This is a genomic window from Confluentibacter sediminis (genome assembly GCF_003258355.1).
Classification (GTDB): Bacteria; Bacteroidota; Bacteroidia; order Flavobacteriales; family Flavobacteriaceae; genus Confluentibacter; species Confluentibacter sediminis.
Window position 1 is genome coordinate 40,222 of sequence record NZ_QKPO01000006.1, and the last position, 23,997, is coordinate 64,218.

General features: G+C 33.6%; 14 protein-coding genes. 13 read left to right on the forward strand and 1 reads right to left on the reverse strand.

Features of this window, described 5'->3' with window-relative positions:
- Positions 1-7 precede the first annotated feature (7 nt).
- The 9 genes from DKT72_RS06310 to DKT72_RS06350 all read left to right on the forward strand — a co-directional run bounded on the left by DKT72_RS06310 (position 8) and on the right by DKT72_RS06350 (position 17,480).
- Complete coding sequence (locus tag DKT72_RS06310) at positions 8-1,642, forward strand: RagB/SusD family nutrient uptake outer membrane protein (protein ID WP_111307892.1); 1,635 nt, start codon at positions 8-10, stop codon at positions 1,640-1,642.
- 235 nt (positions 1,643-1,877) lie between these two features.
- Positions 1,878-4,160, forward strand: a complete 2,283-nt coding sequence (locus DKT72_RS06315) for a GH92 family glycosyl hydrolase (protein WP_111307893.1) — start codon at positions 1,878-1,880, stop codon at positions 4,158-4,160.
- Between the two features lie 7 nt (positions 4,161-4,167).
- Positions 4,168-4,734, forward strand: coding sequence for a hypothetical protein (locus tag DKT72_RS06320; protein WP_111307894.1), 567 nt, complete (start codon positions 4,168-4,170; stop codon positions 4,732-4,734).
- A 29-nt stretch (positions 4,735-4,763) separates the two neighbouring features.
- The gene (locus tag DKT72_RS06325) at positions 4,764-7,727 is read left to right on the forward strand and encodes a glycosyl hydrolase 115 family protein (RefSeq protein WP_111307895.1); all 2,964 of its coding nucleotides are present in this window, start codon (positions 4,764-4,766) and stop codon (positions 7,725-7,727) included.
- Positions 7,728-7,735: 8 nt separating this feature from the next.
- Positions 7,736-9,565 (forward strand): metallophosphoesterase family protein, encoded by a 1,830-nt coding sequence (locus DKT72_RS06330; protein WP_111307896.1) that lies wholly within the window; start codon positions 7,736-7,738, stop codon positions 9,563-9,565.
- A 47-nt stretch (positions 9,566-9,612) separates the two neighbouring features.
- Positions 9,613-13,653: a hybrid sensor histidine kinase/response regulator transcription factor gene (locus DKT72_RS06335; protein ID WP_111307897.1), complete on the forward strand. Its 4,041-nt coding sequence runs from the start codon at positions 9,613-9,615 to the stop codon at positions 13,651-13,653.
- Between the two features lie 122 nt (positions 13,654-13,775).
- Positions 13,776-14,642, forward strand: a complete 867-nt coding sequence (locus DKT72_RS06340; RefSeq protein ID WP_111307898.1) for an inositol oxygenase family protein — start codon at positions 13,776-13,778, stop codon at positions 14,640-14,642.
- A gap of 76 nt (positions 14,643-14,718) precedes the next feature.
- Positions 14,719-16,299 (forward strand): solute:sodium symporter family transporter, encoded by a 1,581-nt coding sequence (locus DKT72_RS06345; RefSeq protein WP_111307899.1) that lies wholly within the window; start codon positions 14,719-14,721, stop codon positions 16,297-16,299.
- Between the two features lie 38 nt (positions 16,300-16,337).
- The gene (locus DKT72_RS06350; RefSeq protein ID WP_111307900.1) at positions 16,338-17,480 is read left to right on the forward strand and encodes an acyltransferase family protein; all 1,143 of its coding nucleotides are present in this window, start codon (positions 16,338-16,340) and stop codon (positions 17,478-17,480) included.
- 30 nt (positions 17,481-17,510) lie between these two features.
- On the opposite strand, the gene DKT72_RS06355 is transcribed toward DKT72_RS06350, so the two are convergent.
- Positions 17,511-18,509: a carboxypeptidase-like regulatory domain-containing protein gene (locus tag DKT72_RS06355; RefSeq protein WP_162623252.1), complete on the reverse strand. Its 999-nt coding sequence runs from the start codon at positions 18,507-18,509 to the stop codon at positions 17,511-17,513.
- A gap of 281 nt (positions 18,510-18,790) precedes the next feature.
- On the opposite strand from DKT72_RS06355, the gene DKT72_RS06360 reads away from it, so the two are divergent.
- From DKT72_RS06360 to DKT72_RS06375, 4 genes are all read left to right on the forward strand, one after another.
- Positions 18,791-19,960 (forward strand): endo-1,4-beta-xylanase, encoded by a 1,170-nt coding sequence (locus tag DKT72_RS06360; protein ID WP_111307902.1) that lies wholly within the window; start codon positions 18,791-18,793, stop codon positions 19,958-19,960.
- A 19-nt stretch (positions 19,961-19,979) separates the two neighbouring features.
- The gene (locus tag DKT72_RS06365) at positions 19,980-21,701 is read left to right on the forward strand and encodes an IlvD/Edd family dehydratase (RefSeq protein WP_111307903.1); all 1,722 of its coding nucleotides are present in this window, start codon (positions 19,980-19,982) and stop codon (positions 21,699-21,701) included.
- Between the two features lie 35 nt (positions 21,702-21,736).
- Positions 21,737-23,086 carry a GntP family permease gene (locus DKT72_RS06370; protein WP_111307904.1) on the forward strand — a complete coding sequence of 450 codons (1,350 nt, stop codon included), beginning with the start codon at positions 21,737-21,739 and terminating at the stop codon, positions 23,084-23,086.
- Positions 23,087-23,147: 61 nt separating this feature from the next.
- On the forward strand, positions 23,148-23,981 hold the full coding sequence (locus DKT72_RS06375; protein ID WP_111307905.1) for a fumarylacetoacetate hydrolase family protein: 834 nt from the start codon (positions 23,148-23,150) through the stop codon (positions 23,979-23,981).
- Positions 23,982-23,997 lie beyond the last annotated feature (16 nt).

A 23,997-nucleotide genomic window follows, 5' to 3' on the forward strand; every position in this document is an offset into this window, starting at 1 on the left:
AAAGAAAATGAAGAAATATTTAAATAATAAATTAATACTTATGTTTCTTTTTGTAGGAATATTAAGTACCAGTTGTGAATCTTATCTTGAAGAAGAAAATAAGACTTCAGTATCAATCGAAATAGCTCAAAAACACCCAGAGACATTTGATCAATTAGTGGGTGCAGTTTATCTGAAATCTAGAGAGACGACAACTAAATATGCTTCGGATATGTACTATGTTCTTGAAGATTTAGGGACAGATATTGTAACGAGAGGTGGCGTGGTATCTGGAACAGACGATATTAATGATTATGTGAATTTTACATCAAGAAACTGGCCTATACAGGTGTATTGGACAAATCAGTATAGTATTATTGCTGCTGCTAATACTGCTATTGATAATGCAGATAATATTCAAGGGTTAACTGCAGATGCTAAAAAAGTTGGACTAGCTGAAGTGAAATTTTTTAGAGCGATGTCTTATTTTAACTTAGTAGAAAACTTTGGAGGTGTTCCTTTGGTTTTAAGGCAAATTGTAACAGCAGAAAGAAACTTCGTTAGAGATACAGAAGAAGATGTGTATAAGCAAATTGTAGCAGATTTAGAAGATGCTTTAGATGGTGTTCCTGAAACAACAACTGTTTATGGTAGAGTTACTAAAGATGCTGTAAAACACTTAATGTCTAAAGTATTATTGACTAGAGGCTATAAAAGTTTTGGTTCTACAGCGGACTTTACTCAAGCAGCTGCATTAGCCGATGCTGTGATTGCAAATCATGCTTTAGTAGATTCGTTTGATTCATTGACAAGTATTACCAATCAAAGAAATTCAGAAGTTATTTTTTCTTATTTGTTTGGTGCAAATGCTGTGACACGTGGATGGGGAAATTCAAGACATGAATTGTATAAATTTGAATTTTATAATTACCCTGGTTTACAACGTACTGTTAAAGGTTTAGGACCAATGCCTACTCCATTTTTCTACTCATTATTTGAGGATAACGATGAAAGAGCTAATGGAACTTTTAAAAGAGTTTTATATGCTGATAAGGATTTTCAATATAATGTTAATGGAACTATGGTAGATAGAGTTGTAGGTGATACAGCAATATATTTCCCTAAAGTGGCTTTGCCTCAAAATGTTATCGATTCCAAGCCATATAAGGTGATTAATCCAGATAAATATCTAATCAGTGATGGTACTACAGGTGTTCACTATCCAATTTTTAAAAAATTTGATGATCCTACAATTCCTTTTGCTTACGGTGATCAACCATCATTAGGTGAAAGAGATATGGTTATGATGAGAAGTGGTGAAGCTTATTTAATTGCAGCTGAAGCTTACTTAGGATTAAATAACACTATTAATGCAGCTGCCCGTCTTACTACATTACGTTCAAGAGCAGGCTTAACAACTCCTGTATTGCCTTCTGAGGTTGATTTAGATTTTATTCTTGATGAACGTGCTAGAGAATTAGCAGGTGAAGTAAATAGATGGATGGACTTAAAAAGAACAGGTAAGTTAATAGAGAGAACTTTATTACACAATCCACATGCAGCTTTAAACAATGCACTTACAACAAAGCATCTTTTAAGACCTATACCTCAATCTGAAATTAATAATTCAAATGAAACTCTTACTCAAAACCCTGATTATTAATAGTATAAATATCATTTTATAGAATTAGTTAATAGTTTGTTAAATAGGCAGGTGTGTTTTCCTGCCTATTTTTTTTAATTAAAACGAGATATGAACATTGATGTTAATTTAGAAAAGCTTTACTCGGGCGAAACGTTTGTTTTTAAGACAATTTATTATTGAGAATTAAATATAAACTAAATTCAGGAATAGGATAAATTTCAAAATCGTTACCAATTAAAACCATATAAGAACAATGAAATTAAGAATTAAATACCTAATTATTTTAACAATATTAGTATTTTTTGTTGTTAGGATTAATGCTCAAAACCCCTTACACAGCTATGTAGATCCCGTGATTGGATCTGAAGGAGATGGGCGCGTATTTATTGGTCCTTCATGTCCGTTTGGAATGGTAAAACCAAGTCCCGACTGTACCGTAAACCCCAATAGTGGTTGGTTGCCCATGCCAAAAGAAGTGACAGGATTTAGCCAAGTGCATGTTAGTGGAACGGGTGGTGGACCAAAATATGGGAATATCCAAATCATGCCATTTTCTGGTGAATTAAATAAGATAGATCAAACTTCATTTAGAGAAGAAGAAAACGTAAAGCTTGGATATTATGAAACTGTTTTTAAAGAAAACCAAATAAAAACAGAAATAACTACAGGCGAAAAAGTGTCATTTTACCGCATGACATATCCTAAAACTTCCACTAAAGAATTAAAGATTGATCCTGGATTTTTCTTAGGAGAACCGGAACAACCAGATCCAGATGCCAGAGAAGCTCAACAATTTGTGGGGTCTCAAATCGAAATAGTTTCAGATACTGAAGTGAGAGGCTATAGTCGAATTAGAGGGGGTTGGAATAACGGTCGTGCTTACACTGTGTATTTTTGGGCTGTTTTCGATCAGCCCATTACAAACTATGTAACTTGGAAAGATGGAAAATTATTTCAAAATGAACCAGCACAATTTGATTCTGGAAAGAAAACAGGTGCTTTATTATCTTTTGGAAAAGAAGGCAAACGAGAACTCAATATTAAAATTGGCATCTCGTTTTTAAGTTCGTTAAAAGCAAAAAATAATATAGAAGTAGAAGTTCCACATTGGGATTTTAATAACGTTTTGTCAGATTTGGAGAATAAATGGGAACAACTGCTAAACCGTATAACCCTATCACCAGATACTCCAGAAGACTATAAAAAAATGTTTTATACAGGCTTATACCACACCATGATCATGCCTGTGGATAGAACAGGAGAAAATCCCTTATGGACCAATGACGAACCTTATTACGACGACTTTTACTGTATTTGGGACACGTTTAGAACCTCTAGTCCGTTAATCACACTTATAGCTCCAGATCGAGAAGTTGAGATTATTAACGCCATGTTAAACATTTATAAGCGTGACGGCTATTTGCCAGAAGGCAGAAGTGGCAACGAAAACGGACGAACACAAGGTGGCTCTAATGCTGAAACAGTAATTGCTGATGCTTTTGTTAAAAATTTAAAAGGAATAGATTATGAATTGGCTTTAAAGGCCATGATAAAAGATGCAGAAGTACCTCCAGGAGGTAATGAAGAAAAAGAAGGACGAGGCGGATTGAAGGAATATTTAGAACTAGGTTACATTCCTTACGGCATCGACCGTGCAGGTAATAGAACCATTGATTATGCTTATAATGATTATAATATTGCCACCGTTGCTAAAGGTTTAAATCATAACGCTATTTATGATAGGTACATCAAACAATCAGAGAATTGGAAAAACCTTTGGAGAGCTAATTATGAAAATAATGGTTCTAAAGGATTTATTATGCCTAAAGATGCTTCTGGAAGTTGGTTAGATGATGTTGTTTTTGGCGAGTCAAAAATTCAGAAACCAACCTTTAAATATACGCCAACAATTACCGAATCGCCATGGTATGTTTGCCACTGGTGTGTATTCTTTTATGAAGGAACCTCTTGGGAGTATTCTTTAAGCATTCCTCATGATATTCCTGAAGTTGTTGCCAGATCTGGAGGCAATATGGCTTTTAAAAATAGATTGGATACGTTTTTTGAAAAGGAATTGTATGATGTGTCGAACGAACCTTCTTTTTTAGCACCTACCATGTATCATTGGATTGGTCGCCCAGACTTAAGCAGTGATAGAATACGTGCTATTATAAAGAACAATTTCAATAGCTCATCAAAAGGTTTGCCTGGGAATGATGACTCTGGAGCCATGTCTTCTTGGTTGGCTTTTCACATGATGGGATTGTATCCCAATGCAGGGCAGCCTTATTATTTAATAAACACCCCTTTAATTAAAGAAACCACATTGCAGCTAGGTACAGGCAAGTCTTTTAAGATTTCTACTAAAAATCTGAGTGATAAAAAGAAGTATATCAAATCAGCCTTATTAAACGGAAAGCCCTATAATAAAGCATGGATTTTACATGAAGACATTGTGAGTGGTGGTGAATTAATTTTAGAAATGGCATCAAAACCTTCAACTTGGGGAACAACTATGTTACCACCAATAAAATAACTAGGATATGAAAAATAGAATTATAGCCATCATTTTTTGTGCAGTTTGCCAAATTGGTTTATCACAAAACAACATGCCATCAATTAAAGATGACACGACTTTAAATTATATCTGTAAATTACATGGACAAACAAGAACGTTGACTCTTACTAAACAAGTAATTTCAGATACTTTAGTATTTCATTTAGATACAAGAGGTGTGAAAAGTAGTATTAAAATAATGCCAGAAGCTTTTAAAAGTGGTAAAGAATTAAGTTTTAATCAAGGGGAATATGCACCCGTTTTAGTTTTAAAACCCACAGAAACGTTCTTTGTCATTTCTAAGTCTGCCTATCAGGATTTATTAAAAAATCATGAATTTATTTATAATGAAACTACATATGTATTAGATAAAAATGAAGAAACGAAACCGATGATTATTGACGGAATGGCGCTATCAACTTTGCACGTGGTAGCGCAAATTGATAACACTGAACTATGGATTTTACAAAATCCTGAGTTTCCATTACTTTGTAAAGTGGACAAAAACCCATTAGGTATTAATTTTACACTCACAGAAATTGTTGGTCGATAAGGTTTTAATCAAAAGGATAGATTTTGAATATGAATAAGTTATATCTTTTCTTGGCGCTAGTTGTATTGCAATTTTCTATTTTGAATGCTCAAAAAAGCGATGATTTCATCATTGTTAATGGTATGGAATCTTGCCAAATTGTAATTAATAAAACAGATGCCAAAGTAGTGGAGATTGCTGCAAACATATTGGCACATGATATAAAAAACAGTACAGGGAAAACAGTTGAAGTTTCAAATGAAATAGGTTCTCATATCATTCTTGCTGGCACAATTGGGAAGAATAAACACATAGACCAGCTCGTTGGCTCCAATAAAATAAATATCGATTCTGTAAAGGGGAAATGGGAACGTTATAGTATCCAAATAGTTAAAAAGCCTTTTAAAGACGTCGATCAAGCCTTAGTAATCGTGGGTTCAGATAGGCGGGGAACCGCTTACGGTTTGCTTGAAATATCCAGAATGATTGGAATTTCACCATGGGAATGGTGGGCAGATGTTACCCCCGAAAAGAAGAATGAGCTTATAATCTCCGTTGAAAACAAAACATATAAAGGCCCCTCAGTAAAATACAGAGGTGTGTTTTTAAATGATGAGGATTGGGGATTACAACGATGGGCGGCTTTAAATTTTGAACCAGAGACAGGAGATATAGGGCCAAAAACATATGCTAAAGTTTTCGAATTATTGTTACGTTTGCGGGCCAATACTATTTGGCCAGCCATGCATTCGAGTACCAAACCATTTTATTCCTATCCAAAAAATAAGAAGGTGGCAGATGATTATGCCATCGTTATAGGGACATCGCATGCGGAACCCATGTTGAGTAACATTAATACGGAGTGGAATCATAAAACCATGGGTGAATATCGTTATGACACCAATTCAGGAGTCATAAAACATTTGTTTACTAAACGCGTAAAAGAAGCAGCGCTATATGAGAATATATACACCACAGGTATGCGTGGAGAGCATGACTCTCCTATGATTGTTGGGGAAGATGATACCGATCAACAAGTGAAACTGTTGGAAAATATTATTGCCGATCAAAGGGCAATTTTAAAAAAAGAAATAAAAAAAGACCCTAAAACAATACCACAAGCTTTTATTCCATACAAAGAAGTTTTGACCTATTATCAAGAGGGGTTAAGTCTTCCTGAGGATATAACATTGGTTTGGACGGATGATAATTATGGCTACATGCGACAGTTTAGCAATCCTAAAGAGCAAACACGGTTGGGTGGTGCAGGTGTGTATTACCATACCTCTTATTGGGGGCGTCCCCATGATTATTTGTGGTTGAACTCCACCAACCCTGTATTGATGTGGGAAGAAATGTCAAAAGCCTATGAGTTTCAATCCCGTGATTTATGGATTTTAAACTGTGGGGATATCAAACCACATGAATACAATATCGAGCTATTTCTAGACATGGCTTGGAATATGGATGCTTTTGAAAAAAGTAGTTCAGTCAAAACCCACATGAATACTTGGGCGACCAGAGAGTTTGGAAAGGAACATGCAACGGCTATTACCAATTTAATGTTCGAAAATAATCGATTAGCTTTTATTAGGCGCCCCGAATTTATGGCCTGGAGTCAAGTGGAGCCCGTTACCAAATCGGGTGTTACCGAATTAAATCAGTTTCATTATGGAGATGAAGTTAATACACGAATAAAAGAATATCAAGCCATCGAAGGTAAGGTAGAAAAATTATATCCCAATATAGCGACTCATCGCAAAGATGCATTTTACCAATTGGTATATTATCCTATAATAGCGGCGTCAAAAATCAATCAAAAATGGTTGTACCGTTTTAAAAATGATTTTGATGCCAAACAGGGGAAATTAAGTGCCAATTTTTATGGTGAGCAATCTGCCGAAGCCTATAATCGTATTCAAAAAGAAACGCGCTATTATAACGAAATCTTACACCAAGGAAAATGGCATCATATCATGACCATGGAACCACGTTTTCTTCCCGTGTTTACTAAACCATCTTATGTATACGTTAATCCAAAAGAGGAAGCGATTTTAGGCTTGGCTTTGGAAGGTTATGAAATGGAAGTAAACCACGATATCGTTAATAGCTTTGCTGATGTTTTGCCTGTTTTTAATAAGTACGCCGATAGCCATTATTTTATTGATGTATATTTAAAAGGCGAAGGAGACCTAATGTGGAAAGCTGTGCCAAAAGCTGATTGGATTAAAATATCAGAGGATCAAGGTGTTTTGAGTAGTAAATCTGGAAATCCTACAAAACGCTTGTGGGTAAGTATAGATTGGGAAAAAGTACCTCAAGGAGAGAACAAAAAAGAAGCACCTTTAGGACATGATTTTCAATTGATACCACCAAGTTATAAAGTAAATAGTGAAATAGATTTTGTAACCAAAGACACTACCATAACCATAGGTGTTTCAGCATATAATCCGAAATTTGAAGTGTTAGAAAATTATGCTGGTTTTATTGAAGACAAAGGCTTTGTATCCATCAATGCCGAAAACTTCACTCGAAGTAAAGTGGGGAAACAAGCGCAATGGGAAGTATTTGAGGGTATGGGTTATACAGGAAAAGTGATTGCAGCTTTGCCAAGGAGTGTTGACTCTGTGACCGATTTAAAGTTGATTCAGCAAAATAGTCCAGTATTAGAATATGATTTTTATACCTTTAATTTTGGAGAAGCCAATGTTCGTATACAAGCCATTCCAACACATGCAGATTATGAAGGTAGAGGCGTACGTTGCGCTATAGCCATTGATGATGCCGAGCCTGTAGTTGTTAATTTCCAAACAGCGGGTAGAAGTGCCGAATGGATGCAAAACGTACTTAAAAATGCTAGTGTGCAATCGGCTAAACAAATTATCAATAAAGCAGGAAAACACACGTTAAAGGTTTGGATGGTCGATTCGGGAGTCATGTTAGATCAAGTGTTAATAGATTTAGGAGGGTGGAAATCGAGTTATGCATTTCCAAAAGAGACTTTTAAAAAATAATTGAATTTATGGGGTTTCAAAAAAATATTTGTGCCATAATTATTTTGCTGCTTCTGGTTTCTTGTAAGTCTGAACAGGCTTCGGTTTCAAAAAAACAACAGATTGCTTTTATTGCTGATGCCCATTTACAAGATATTTTTGGGACATTTCAAGATAACGATTATAAAGGAATTCCAAATCCAGTAACGGGCGAATATGCGAATATTAGAACCATGCGTTCCCAATTGCAATCTACTCGAATTTTCAACGAAAATTATTTTGCTTTTTTAGAAGCATTAAATGACATAGCGAGAAGAGGAATAAAGTTAGTGGCTTTGCCTGGTGACTTTAGTGATGACGGTCAGCCTATTCACGTTAGAGGTCTAAAACGAATTTTAGAGGACTACTCGAAAAAGTATGGGATGTCTTTTTTTGTAACCACAGGAAATCATGATGTGGTAAAACCCTTTGCCCAGGAGGCTACTAAGATGGATTTTTTAGGAAAAGACGGAAAAGAACAAATCATTACGAGCTTTAGAGCAAAATTCACAATTGCTGAAGATAAGTTAAAACCTATTGTGACTTCAGATATCAAAAATTGGGGCTACAAAGAAATGACGCAGGAAATGGCTGATTTTGGATTTTTTCCTCAAAGAAAATATCTCTATTGGGAAACTCCTTTTTCAAAATACACTTATGAAAATTATACTTTTGAACAAGCCACGCAAGCAGCTTCGCTAGAAAAAAGAACCTATGCCATAAAAAATACATCTCTTTTTCTCCCGGATGCAAGTTATTTGGTTGAACCTGTAGAAGGCATTTGGCTTTTGGCTATCGATGCGAATGCGTATATTCCAGTGGCAAAATTATCGGGTGATTTGGAGAATCCAAAAGATTTTTCAGGGTCTAGTGTAGGGTATAACAATACTGTTTTATATAAAAACCATTTGATTGATTGGGTAAAAAGAGTTTCGGTAGAAGCTAAGAAAAAAGGTAAAATATTGATTGCATTCAGCCATTATCCTATGGTCGATTTTAATGATGATGCTTCTAAGGACATGAAAGCTTTTTTTGGAGGCGATAAAATGCAATTACAAAGAGTTCCAAATGAAACTGTAGCGCAGTCTTTTGCTGATGCAGGACTTCAAATTCATTTTGGAGGGCACATGCATATTAATGATACAGGCATTCGCAAAACCATAAAAGGCAATACCCTATACAATATTCAAACGCCTTCGCTAGCAGCTTATATGCCAGGTTATAAAATACTAACAATTAGCTCAAATAGTGAGGTTGAGGTAGAAACAGTGGTGGTTAATTCTGTTTCGAACTTTAATAAATTATTTCCTTTTTATGAAGAAGAATACGCGCATTTAAAACAGATAAAATGCCCTGAAATTTGGAATAAAGATATATTAAAAACAAAAAACTATGAGGAGTTTACAAAATGGCACTTAAAGGAATTGGTTAGACTTCGTTTTTTGCCAGAAGATTTTCCTAAATCATTTTTAGGTTTTATGGAAACACTTTCAGGAAAGGATTTGTTGTTGGTAAATAAAGATACTCTAGAAGTTGAAAAACAAGTAGTAGCAAATAACTTAACGATTAAAGATTTTAAATCATGGACAGGTAATGATATGATTTTTGATTTTTATAAATTGAGAAGTGCCGATGAATTAGCCATTCCAGAAATTGGCACTAAAAGATTAACGGAATATCAGATAGTTTGTAAACAACTAGAAAAAACGACTGATGAAAAACTCGTTCTGTGGTCTAAACTATTCTTAAAGACCATTAGTGGAAAACCTGCAAATCATTTTAAAATAAATCTAAAAAAAAACTATATTGAACGTTTATAAAGGTTGATTATTTAAAATCAGTAAATTACATATCATAATTAGTTTTTATGAAAAGACATTTATATATATTACTTTTTTTCTTAATTGGTTTATGTGTTTCCTATGCACAGAACATAAAATTTGAGCATTATAATGATGATAATGGGCTTTCCCATAATTCAGTAAGGCATATTGTTCAAGACAGTAAAGGTTTTTTGTGGTTTGGTACATTTTATGGGCTTAACCGATTTGATGGATATCAATTTAAAACGTATTTAAGTTCTGCTCCGGGCAAAAACAAATTATATAATGATGATATAACAGCATTAGAACTTGATGAAGCATCTAATAATTTTTGGATAGGAACGCGAAAAGGATTGACACTTTATAAGACGGATTCTAATGTTTTTACTACTTTTTTGCCAGAAAAAAATAATCCAAATAGTCTGCCAGACGTAGAGATTAGAGGTGTGCATGTGGATAGATTTAAAAGGGTTTGGGTAGGAACCAGAGATAAAGGTGTTTATACATTCTCTTTAGAAGAAAAGAAGTTTGAGAAAATTCAGTTAGAAGGGTTTGAGTATGTGAAAGAAATTTTTGAAGATAAAAAAGGACATATCTGGGTAGGTAGTTTTCAAACGGCATCGGTAGCAAAAATTACGTTTGATGATGTTGGGAACATTGTTAAAATCAAGAATTATTCACTGTCTATACCTAATTCTAGAGAGAAAAATCCATATATCAATTTTATTTACGAAGATGCTAAATCTGATATTTTTATAGGAACCCGTGAAGGGTTATATAAATTAAATACAGGTACAGATGAGTTTGAGAATCTTTATATTGAAAATAAGGAAGTTAGATCTAGTTTAGGACCTCATTTTTTATCGGTAGCACAAGCGCCAAATGGGAAGTATTGGATAGGTACTTTAGGAGGTTTACTCGTTTGTGATGCGTTGGAAGATATTAAAAGTGGGAACTATAAATGGTATTATTCCATTTTATCAGACAATACATCTTTGGTAGATAACCTTGTTTATGCATTATACTTTGACGAATCTGGAGTGTTGTGGATTGGCACAGAAGATGGACTTGATAAATATGATCCATATGAAAATCAATTTTCTTTAAATAAAGACATCTCTAAATATATAGGTAATCAAGCACCACGGATTAGAGGTTTCTCTAAAACCTATGATGGCAAATTAATTGTGCAAACAAGAAACAATGGACTTTTTATATCTGATGGCGAAAATTTCATTCCGTTGTACGATAATAAAAAAGATATGGCTAGTATTTATTCAGATGATGGAAAAATATTTTATTGTGGTTTATGGAGCGGTAATGTATTGGTATATGATTATGTTAAAAACACCTCAAAAGAGATAAATATAGGATTTGAAACCTTGCCAGTTTTTGCCTTTGCTAAAATTGATGAACATTCTGTAATGATAGGTTCTTTTGGGGATGGAGCCCTTATATTAAATACTAAAACGCTACAAATACAAGATTCTAAGAACAAATTGCTGCCAAATTTTCAAATAGTAGATATTGAAAATGATGGTGTTGGTAATGCTTGGTTTGCAACCGAGACAGGTGTGGTAAAGTATCATATTAAATCTGGGAAAATAGAAACCTATGAGTCGTTTTCCAATAAAGAAAATGATTTACCTGTAAATAATAATGTCAGTGATATTTTAATAGATCCTAAAGGAAAGGTTTGGGCCTCTAGTCCAAATGGATTAAGTTTTTATAACCCCTCAAATAATAATTTTCAAATACTAGCAGAACCAAAAGAACTCTTCGGAAAATGGATAACGGATATGTTGGCGGATGACAATGGAGACTTGTGGTTGAATATAAACAACAATAGTGTAGCGAGGCTTAAAACTAATTTGAAAGATATTAATGTGTATCATGTAAACAGTGGTAATAGATTGGATGTATTTAGTTCTAGTGGATTTTATTATTTTAATAACTCAAATATTTACTTAGGTGGTAAAAATGGGATTATTTATTTTTCACCTAATGAAATGGATACTAACAAAAAATCTCCAATACCTGTCATTACAGAATTTAAAATTCAGAATGAAGAGGTGTTTCCAGGAATGGAAATTAATGGGCAAATACCACTTTTAAAAAATTTGAATGATATTAGAAAGGTTGAATTGAACTATGCAAATCGTAATTTTTCCTTTCAGTTTTCTGCCCCCTCATTTACAAATGAAAGACTTAATAAATTTCAATACATGTTAGAGGGATTTGATGAGAATTGGATAACGACTAACAGTAATTCAAGAACGGTTCAATATACCAACCTATATCCTGATGACTATGTGTTTAAAATAAGGTCAAGTAATAGTGATGGAAACTGGAGTGATGTTGCGTCTTATAAAATAAAAATACAACCTCCCTTCTGGCTAACTATCCAGGCCTTAATACTGTTTTTTGTATTCTTATCAATCGTTTTTTATTTTATTAGGAGAGAGGTTAAAAGTCGGATTAAATTAAAACAAGCGTTAATTACAGAAAAAGTAAATAGAGAACATGATATTAAATTGAATACTGAAAAACTTCGATTTTTTACTAACATTTCGCATGAGCTAAGAACGCCATTAACACTCATTTTGGGGCCTGCAAAACAATTAATAGACCAAAGCAGAACCAATGCGACCGACTATCAAAAAAGCAGATATAACCTTATTTATCAAAACGCAAGCAGATTATTAAATTTGGTTAACCAAGTTTTGGATTTTAGAAAGGCAGAATCTGGGGAATTAAAACTTAAGGTTTCAAAAACAGATATTCTTTCTTATTCTAAAAATATTTTTGAGTCATTTCGTCAATTAGCTAACGATAAAAAGATAAGGTTAAATTTTATTTCGGAAGACGAAAGTATATTAGGTTGGATAGATAATGATAAGTATGATAAAATTCTTTATAACCTTTTGTCCAATGCATTAAAATTCACAAACAAATATGGAAATGTGGATTTGTTTATTAAACTAAAAGATGGCTTAGATGACTACCTGGTTATAGAAGTTAGTGATGACGGCATTGGAATTCCTTTAAAAAGTCAAGAAAAGATTTTTACAAGATTTTATCAAGCTAATAATAGCAAAGAAAATAATACAGGAACTGGTATTGGTTTGTCTTTGGTTAAATCGTTGGTTGAACTTCATAAAGGGTCTATAAAAGTAGAAAGCACACCTAATAAAGGAAGTGTTTTTAAGGTTGAAATACCAATAAACCGTAACTTTTATAACAATAAAGAAGTATTTGAATATGTATTAAAGGATCATAATTTAGAAGTTTCTATTCCTGAAAAGTCTGTGAAAAAAATAATTCAAAACACGGAATTGAAACAAAAAATATTAGTGGTAGAAGATAATACAGAACTCAGAAAGTATTTGATTGATTATCTATCCGATTATTACAAAGTTTATGACGCAGAAAACGGTATAGAAGGCTTGAAAATTTGTAGACAAATAAAACCTATTTTATGTGTTGCAGATGTTATGATGCCCGTTATGGATGGATATGAATTTTGTAGAGAATTAAAAAATGATGAGTTTATTAGCCACATTCCAGTTATTCTATTAACGGCACTTTCTGAAAATGAAGATAAAGTAAAAGGCTATGGAATAGGGGCTGATGGCTACTTGGTTAAACCTTTCGATCCCTCGTTATTAAAAACGGTCATAGAAAATATTATAAAAACAAGATTGGAATTAAAGTTGAAGTTTTCCGGTGAAGTAGAAAGTGACATCGGTTTACTTACACACTCTCCAATTGATGAAGAATTCATGGAAAAAGTAACGAGTTTAATTAATGATAATTTAAGTGAGCTCGATTTATCGACCGAATTTTTATGTGATAAGTTGGCTGTTAGTTCTTCAAAATTATACCGAAAAATAAAAGAGTTAACAGATTTGGCTCCTAATGAATTTATTAGAACAGTTCGTTTAAAAAAATCGGCCCAACTTCTAAAAACAAAAAAGTATAACGTATCAGAAGTTACTAGTTTAGTAGGCTTTAATGACCCTTTATATTTTAGTAGATGTTTTAAAAAGCAATTTGGTTTTCCACCAAGCAAGCTTATTAATTAGAGTTTCTGTAATCAAATATATCCTTTTGTAAAGATTTATCCATGTTTTTGATGTATTAATCCATCCGTTTCCTTGCTCTATATTTTAGTTTCGTTTAAAACTAATTTTCAATTTTTAATATCATGAGTAAGGTACTAGATTCTGACAATCCATTGAATAATATGGATGAGTGGGAAGATGATTTATTATTAAGGTATCCCAATCCAGCAGAAAAGAAAAAAGAAGAATTTAGAAACTATGTGGATTCAGAAAGGGTAGAAACTGTTAAAGAATTTTACAGAATAAATCATATCTATCAGACTTATGATTTTGTGTGTAGTAAAGAAGAGGAGTTTTTGAAATTTGATAAAAAGGAAATGTCAATTTGGGAAGCTGTCGATTTTTTAAACACGTTAGTTGATGATAGTGATCCAGATATTGATTTAGACCAAACACAACATCTCTTACAGACTTCAGAAGCCATTAGAGCCGATGGGCATCCGGATTGGTTTGTGCTAACAGGATTCATCCACGATTTAGGAAAAATTTTGTGCCTCTTTGGAGAGCCACAATGGGCCGTTGTTGGAGATACCTTTCCTGTAGGTTGTGCATATTCAGATAAAATTGTGTATTCAGAATTTTTTAAAGAAAATCCAGATTATTCAGATGAAAGATTCAATACTAAATTCGGTGTCTATTCAGAAAATTGTGGATTAGATAGTATAAAAATGAGTTGGGGGCATGACGAGTATTTGTATCAAATCATGAAGGATTATTTACCAGAGCCTGCTTTGTATATGATTCGATATCATTCTTTCTACTCACAACACCGAGATAATGCGTATGCGCACTTAATGAATACTAAAGATGTGGAAATGTTTGAATGGGTGAAAAAATTCAATCCTTATGATTTATATACTAAGGCACCTGTTAAACCAGACGTAAAAGCCTTATTGCCATATTACAAAGAATTGGTGGCTAAATATTTACCTGAAAAATTGAAGTTTTAATAAAGTTTTCTATTTGTTTTCAATAGAGCTTATATATCTATCATTTAATACAACATTAACTAACTAAAAACAAACAATGTACACAGTTATTACTTTTATTGCCTTTACTGCGTTTGTTGCCTTTTATTCTTGGTTTAAGTTAAGAAAACAAAAGTTAAATACTAAAGATGGTTATTTTCTTGGAGGTAGAAGTTTAACAGGGGTGGTTATTGCAGGATCCATGCTTCTTACCAATATCTCTACAGAACATCTTATTGGTATGAATGGGTCTTCCTACAAAAATGGCTTTATTATTATTGCTTGGGAAGTAACATCAGCTTTAGCTTTAGTAGTAGCTGCTATTTATTTTGTTCCAAGATATTTGAAAATGGGCCTTACAACCATTCCTCAGTATTTGGAAAATAGATTTGATAGTGCCACAAGAACACTCGTAGCTCTTTTTTTGATGATTTCGTTTGTTGTAACCTTGTTACCGATAGTTCTTTATACAGGTGCCATAAATATTGAAAGTATTTTTAATGTCTCAGGCGTTTTACAGGTTTCTAAAGAACAAGGATTGTGGATTACCGTAGTTTTAATTGGGGTTTTAGGCTCTGTTTACGCCATTTTTGGTGGGCTTAAAGCTGTAGCCGTATCTGATACTATTAATGGTTATGGACTTTTAATAGGAGGGCTTCTTATTCCTTTGTTGGCACTAATAAGTATTGGAGATGGAAATCCAATGGAAGGTTTAAATAAAATATATTCTAACAGTCCGGAAAAATTTAATGTTGTAGGTGCAAAAGATTCCGTTTTACCATTTGGAGTTCTTTTTACAGGTTTAATTATTAACCAACTTTACTTCTGGTGTATGAATCAGACCATTATCCAACGGGCATTTGGAGCCAAAAATTTAGTAGAAGCCCAAAAGGGGTTATTGTTTACGGGAGTTTTAAAAATATTAATTCCATTAGTTATCATTCTGCCAGGTGTTATTGGTTTCTATTATTTTGGAGATTCTCTTTATGGCAGTCAGGATATGATATATCCCGAGTTAATAAAAAAAGTATTGCCCTTGGGGTTAGTAGGCATTTTTGCAGCCATAATTTTAGGAGCTGTATTAAGTACTTTTAATAGTGTACTAAATAGTGCAGCAACCATATTCAGCATCGATATTTATAAACGACACATTGGGAAAAATTCCAGTGATATAGTATTGGTTAAAGTAGGTAAACTAACCTCTACAATTTTAGCTCTTTTTGCTATACTGGTTGCCCCCATGGTAGCAAATGCTCCAGATGGGTTATATCAACTTTTGCAACAATTAAACGGTATTTTTTTCATACCTATTGCCTCTATTATGTTGGCTGGATTTTTTCTTAAAAACGTATCAGCTACAGGAGCCAAAGTGTCACTCTTTGTAGGATTGCTGTTTTATATATTAACAACCTTTGTTTTTAAAGTCAACATTCACTTTGTACATCTGTGGGGCATAGAGTTTCTCCTAAATATAGGGGTCATGTTTTGTGTATCCTACTTTTATCCTCAAAATAAAACATACATACAAGATGATTTGCATATAGTTGAAATGAATGCGTGGAAATATACCAACCCAATGGCAATTTCACTTTGTGCAATTACAGTGCTTATTTATGTGTTTTTAGGTAAAAACTACTGAAAATCAATAATTTATAACTATTACATACAATTTTAATTATGAAAGAAACATTAAATCAGAATTCTAACCGTTTTTTATCCCTTGATGTTTTTAGGGGTATGACAATCTGTTTAATGATTATTGTAAACACCCCAGGGACTGGAGCTCATTTATATCCTTATTTGGTTCATGCAGATTGGTTTGGTTTTACATTGGCTGATTTGGTTTTCCCATCATTTCTTTTTGCTATGGGTAATGCCATGAGTTTTTCTATGGGTAAATTAAGGTTTGCTTTGCCTAGCTTGGTATGGAAAAAAATTTTAAAAAGAACATGTCTCATTTTTTTGTTTGGTTATTTAATGTATTGGTTTCCTTTTTTTCAACAAGGTATCGATGGCGCATGGGAATTAAAACCATTTAGTGAAACCCGTATTTTGGGAGTATTACAACGCATTGCCTTGTGTTATTTTTTTGCATCTATTATTATTTATTATTTATCTGAAAAATTAGTTTTAATTCTGTCCCTTGCTATTTTATTGATTTATTGGGCCATTCTGTATTTGTTTAGAGAGTCAGGAGATGCTTTTGGTATTGCAACCAATGCAGTAACTCAATTAGATTTAAGTATTCTAGGGGAAGGACATATGTATAAACGAGATAAAGTTGCATTTGATCCCGAAGGTATTTTAAGTACATTGCCTGCCATAGTAAATGTCATTGCAGGATATATAGCAGGTGTTTTTGTTCAGAAAAAAGGAAAGACCTATGAAGGGATTTCTAAAGTGCTTATAATCGGAGCTATTATAACGGCATTGGCACTTTGGTGGAACCTCATTTTTCCAATGTCTAAAAAGCTTTGGACAAGCTCGTTTACACTTTATACTATTGGATTGGATTTAATGATTATGGCTATTTTAATATATGCCATTGAAATAAGAAAAGTGAATTTTGGGATCAGTTTTTTTGACGTCTTTGGGAAAAATCCTTTGTTTATTTATCTATTTTCTGAATTATTTTATATCGTTTTGCGTCTTATTCCAACCAGTTCAGGATTGGATGTATTTGAATGGGTAAGTGAAAGTATTTTCCAAAAGATCTTCCCTGGATCTTTTGGTTCTTTAATGACAGCAATAGCTTTTATGCTTTTGTGTTGGTCCATAGGATGGTGGCTTAATAAGAAGCGTATTTATATTAAAATTTAATTCTAAAGTTATAAAATAAGCATGCTTTAGTTAAAGACCATATTCCAAAGGCAATAAAAAGGCCAATTTTCTAATAGCTAAATTACCGCCTACTGTTATGGCATCTGGTGGCGAATGATTACCATATTTGTCTATATAGAATATTTCTTTGCTTATTAAGGTGCTTTGTAAACTATTATTAAACATGATAATGAGGTCTTTGGAAAGTAGTTCTACCGTTGCTAAATCATTTTCCATAGAAACTTTAATCTTGCTATAAGGAAGCACTTCCTTCCTGTTTTCATAAATTTTGAATTTATTTTCAATCAATTCTTTTTTATAAATGGATCTAAAGAAATGTAGAAGACTCCCTTCGTAGGATAATTTTCTGTTATCAGTATGTTTTTTGCTGGTACTTTTTTTAAGTTCTTCAAAAAATGTGAAACCATCATAATATGTTGATGTTATAAATTGAAATCCATTTGGGGGTGTTTCGTATTGGATTTTGAAATTCTGTAAATTATAATTTACTACATAGCCTAGAAACTTGTTTTTTATAACCAGTGGTTCATTGGCATAAGCAATTAAAATCCCTTGAGATGGTTTGTAGGTGAGTTTAATAGCATCTTCATTTAAAATTTTACACTCGAGTGCAGGAGATGTAGTTCCCAAAAAAACTTCTCTAAACTCACGTAGCTTTTTTTCTCTACTCCAGGTATCGGTTTCTATGATTACTTCGTCAAGTTCTTGGTTAGATTCGTTGAGCTGAATTTTAAGAGGTTCAGTGAGAAATGAATAATTGGTTATAAAAACAGTTTCGAATCCCAAAAAACTTATAATTAGTGGAATGGAATTGTCGCTAGGTGTTCCAATTGAAAATGAGCCATCATCTCTAGATATTGTACCTATAGAGGTACCATTGAAATAAACAGAAGCTCCAAATATTGGATCTTTATTTGAGTCGAAAATAATACCCTTTATCTCTTGACCGTAACCAATGAATGAAATGATTACAAATTTTAATATAAAAAATTTTTTTTCATATCGCAATATAACTATAAAAACAGTTGTAAAACTATATATATAGTTTATTTTTTTATATGGTGTAAATCATAGTTGAAGACTGATTTATTTGTCGTATGGAGATTCAAATTTTACAAGAACTAATTGAAAATGGTTTAGTGTTTTTTGTGTAAACTTGTAATAGGGGATAATGTTTTTTACTTTATAAATAATAGTTTTTGGTATCTTGTTATAGTAGATAAACTTCTTTTGATTGTTTTTAAATTTTATATATTTACGAAAAATCTATAGCCATATTTCTTTAATTTATGAAAATCTCTGCATTTTTTTTAAGAATTTGTTTGACATCTTTAATTTTATCTAGTTGTTCTTCGACGGAAAAGGAAAAAGATAATACAGCAACAATACAAGATTTAAAAGACGCCTACAAAGATGCTTTTTTAATAGGATGTGCACTAAATGAGGAAGTATCTTCTGGTGTTGATTCTGTTTCACAAAAAATCATTTTACAACAATTTAATTCTATAACCCCTGAAAACGTTATGAAAGCAGAAGTTGTAAATCCTGAACCAGGGGTGTATGACTTTAAAGCTGCGGACGATTTTGTGGAATTCGGACAAAAGAATAACATGTTTATTGTTGGCCATACATTGGTTTGGCACAATCAAACACCTGCTTGGTTTTTTCAGGATGAAGAAGGGAATCCAAAAACGCCAGAAGCACAAATCGAACAATTAAGAAGTCATATAGAAACTGTCGCTGGCAGATATGCAGGAAAAGTAAATGCTTGGGACGTTGTCAATGAAGTGATAGATAATGATGGATCTTACAGAAGCGAAACCGCTTGGATAAAAAGTGTTGGAAGTGGTGATGAATTAGTGAAACATGCCTTTAAGTTTGCAAGTGAATATGCACCGAATACTGAACTCTATTATAATGATTTTAACGCTTGGCGGCCAGAAAAAAGAGATGGGATTATGCGTTTGGTAAGAATGCTTCAAAAAGAAAACATTAGAATTGATGGTGTTGGTATTCAAGGGCATTGGGGTTTGAATTATCCAAAAACAGAATATATTGAAGCGGCTATAGATTCTTTTGCATCACTGGGTGTAAAAGTAATGATTACCGAATTAGATGTCGATGTCTTGCCATTAACTAAAGAAGGGCAAATTATTGGTACAGGATTATTACATCCACAATATCAATTAGAGGAGTTTAAAACCTTTTTAGATCCTTATAACTATGGACTGCCTGTGGCTGTAGAAGAAGCATTAGCAAACAGATATGCACAATTATTCGAAATTTTCTACAGAAAAAAAGATAAAATAGATAGAGTCACAGTTTGGGGTTTACATGATGGGATGTCTTGGAAAAATGATTACCCTCTTTTTGGTAGAACCAACTATCCGCTATTATATGATAGAAACAAAAAACCTAAACTAGCTTTAAATGCTATTCTAAGTATTCCAAATAAATAAATTTCAGTTTTACAACATTATGAGTAAAGATAAAAAATTAAGAAGTCAAGAGTGGTTTGGTGGCAATGATAAAATGGGCTTTGTACATCGTTCTTGGTTAAGAAATCAAGGATACCCCAATGATTATTTTGAAGGCAAGCCTGTTATAGGTATTTGTAATACGTGGTCTGATTTAACACCCTGTAACGGACATTTACGTGATGTGGCTGAAGTGGTTAAAAAAGGTATTTTGGAAGCCGGGGGCTTTCCTTTGGAATTCCCCGTGATGTCTTTAGGAGAAACCATCATGCGACCAACTACCATGTTATTTCGAAACTTGGCAAGTATGGATACCGAAGAATCCATTAGAGCCAATCCATTAGATGGTATTGTGCTTTTAACAGGTTGTGATAAAACAACACCATCAACCGTTATGGGTGCTTGTAGTGTGGATTTACCAACTATTGTAGTGCCTGGTGGACCGATGTTAAATGGGAGATTTAGAGGAGAAACGATTGGTTCTGGTTCTTTCAATTGGATGATTAAAGAAAAACAAGCGACACAGGATTTTGATGCAGAAGCCATGCAAGAAGCTGAAATTTGTGCTGCCAGAAGCATCGGGCATTGTAACACGATGGGAACAGCTTCAACTATGGGAACTATGTGTGAAGCTTTAGGATTGACACTTCCTGGATTTTCATCTATTCCTGCAGCAGATTCTCGTAAAAAAGTCATGCAACAATTATCGGGTCGCCGTATTGTAGAGATGGTAAAAGAAGATTTAACGATGTCTAAAATATTGACTAGAAAAGCTTTTGAAAATGCCATTGTAACTAATGCAGCAGTTGGAGGTTCTACCAATTTAATCATTCATTTAATTGCCATTGCACGTCGTATTGGAGTGGATTTGAAGTTAGAAGATTTTGATAGTGTTGGTAGCCAGATTCCGTTGTTGGTAAATTTGATGCCTTCCGGAAAATATTTAATGGAAGATTTCTTTTATGCTGGAGGATTACCTGTTGTTATGAAAGAGTTGGGAGATTTGCTTCATCAAGATATTATCACGGCAAATGGAAAAACATTTAGAGAAAATTACGCAAAAGCCAAATGCTACAATGATGAGATTATTGCCAAAATAGATAAACCTTTACAAGAACATGCCGGTATTGCGGTTTTAAAAGGGAATTTATCTGAAAATGGATCGGTGATTAAACCTTCCGCAGCTAGTAAGCGTCTAATGAATCATACGGGTAGAGCGGTTGTTTTTGAAAGTATGGAAGATTACCATCATAGAATTGATAATCCAGACCTAGATATAGATGAAGATTGCGTTATTGTACTTAAAGGTGTGGGACCAAAAGGATACCCAGGAATGCCAGAAGTGGGTAATGTCGATTTGCCAAAAAAATTGATTATGAAAGGCGTAAAGGATATGATTCGTATCTCAGATGGAAGAATGAGTGGTACGGCTTATGGCACCGTGGTGCTTCATGTGTCTCCAGAATCAACCATTGGAGGAACGTTGGCTATTGTACAAGATGGCGATATGATTACGTTGGATGTTGAAAACAGATTGTTGCAACTTAATATTTCTGACGAAGAAATAACGAAGCGAAAAGCTAACTGGAAAGCTCCAGAGCCTATGGCAACAAGAGGCTATGTTCGTATCTATTTAGATCATGTTGAAGGGGCTGAATTGGGAGCCGATTTAGATGTGCTTGTAGGTGGATCTGGTTCTAAAGTCGAAAGAGATTTACATTAAAAATTTATAAAACCAACCAACTAACCAACAACTAAATGGTCGTTATTTATTTATTAGTGAGTGTCGCCTTGATAATTTTGCTAACCACAAAATTAAAAGTGCATCCCTTTGTGGTATTGCTTTTAGTGGCCATTCTTTATGGAATCGTTTCTGGAATGCCATTAAACCAAATTATAGATTCTGTAAACAAAGGGTTTGGAAACACCATGGGGGGCATTGGAATGATTATCATTCTCGGTGTGATTATTGGTGCTTTTTTAGAAAATTCTGGTGGTGCTTATGCCTTGGCAGAAAAAGTATTAAAGTTTACGGGAAAGAAAAAAATCCCATTCGCCATGGGAATTATTGGTTGGTTTGTTTCTATTCCGGTATTTGCAGATAGCGGATTTATGTTATTGGCACCTTTAAATAAAAGTTTGTCCAAAAAAGCGGGGATTTCATTGTCAGGTTCTGCCATTGCATTGGCTTTAGGTTTAACGGCGGCACATACTTTAGTGCCACCTACGCCTGGCCCTATTGCTGCGGCACATTATTTAAATGCTGATTTAGGATTGGTCATGCTTTTTGGTATTCCTGTTAGTTTAGGAGCGTTAGCTATAAGTCTTATTTTTGTTAAAAAGGTTGTTTCAAAAACATATATAGAACCAAGTCCAGAAGTTTCTGATGAAGAAATCGCAGAGCGACTAAAAACAAAACCAAGTGCTCTTAAATCGGTTGTACCCATTTTTGTTCCTATCATATTGATAGTAATTAAATCATTATTATCTTCTGTGTATGGGTATAAGGCAGAGAATTACGATTCATTTCCAACATTTATCAAAATTTTAACCTTTTTGGGAGAACCCTTTATTGCATTATTGATAGGATGTTTTTTATCTTTAACGCTTCCTAAAAAATTGAGTACCATCATGTTTTCAACAGATGGCTGGATAGGAAAAGCCTTAGTTGGTGCGTCCTCTATTTTATTGATTACTGGTGCAGGGGGCATTTTTGGACAGGTATTACGTGATTCCGGGATAGCCATTACTTTAGGAAACACATTAGCAAACGTTCATATAAGTATTTGGTTGCCATTTTTATTGGCGGCGGCTATAAAAACTGCTCAAGGGTCATCAACGGTAGCTTTAGTAACAACAGCATCCATTTTGGCTCCTATGATGTCTACTTTAGGTTTTGAAACCGAATTACAAAAAGCGATGGTAGTGATTGCTATAGGCGCGGGGTCTGCAGTAGTTTCACATGCGAACGATAGTTTCTTTTGGGTGGTTACCCAATTGTCGGGAATGGATGTAAAAATGGGTTACCGTTTCCATACATTGGGAACATTCGTTTTAGGGACTTCCGCGGCCATATTGCTATTTTTCACCTATTTGATTTTAACTTAAAATAAACTAATTATAAATAAGTATTTTTTAATCTGACAACTAAAACAATAAATTTAAACTAATGAAGATCTACAACACTACGAAAGGAATTTTAATTCAATCCGACAAATCATTCTACTTAGTAAATGAAAATTGGGATGATTTTTTTAATGATGATAATTTGTATGATAAAGCTCAAGACATTGTTAAAAAAAGTTCGCCAATTAGTAATGCAGAAGACATGATAGCTAACCATTTACTTGTGCCAATGAAAAGCCAAGAGTTATGGGCGAGTGGGGTTACATATTACAATAGTAAATTAGGTAGACAAGAAGAAAGTAAAGATGCAGGTGGTGGAGATTATTACGAGCGTGTATATAGTGCAGATAGACCAGAATTGTTCTTTAAAGCAACGGTTAATAGAACGGTGCCTTCTGGAGGAAAAGTGAATATTAGAAAAGATTCTACTTGGGATGTGCCAGAACCAGAATTAACATTGGCCATGACATCTTCAGGAAAAATAATTGGATATACTATTGGGAATGATATGAGTTCTAGAAGTATTGAAGGCGAAAATCCTTTATATCTACCGCAAGCAAAAACATTTGATGCCTGTGCTGGTTTAGGACCATGTATTTATTTGACAAAGGAAGCACTTCCTTCAGATACTCAAATTTCTATGAAAGTATTAAGAGGCGGTAATGTGGCTTTTGAAGATAAAATTGAAATAAACAAAATCATACGTAAATTCGAAGATTTAGTTAAATACTTGTACAAAGAATGTTCTTTTGCTTACGGAAGTTTTTTAATGACAGGAACTGGTATTGTACCAACGACTTCATTTACATTACAAAGTGGTGATGAGATCCAAATTACAATCGATCATATAGGGACTTTAATCAATTACGTGAGATAGGACTCCTAAGCTAGAT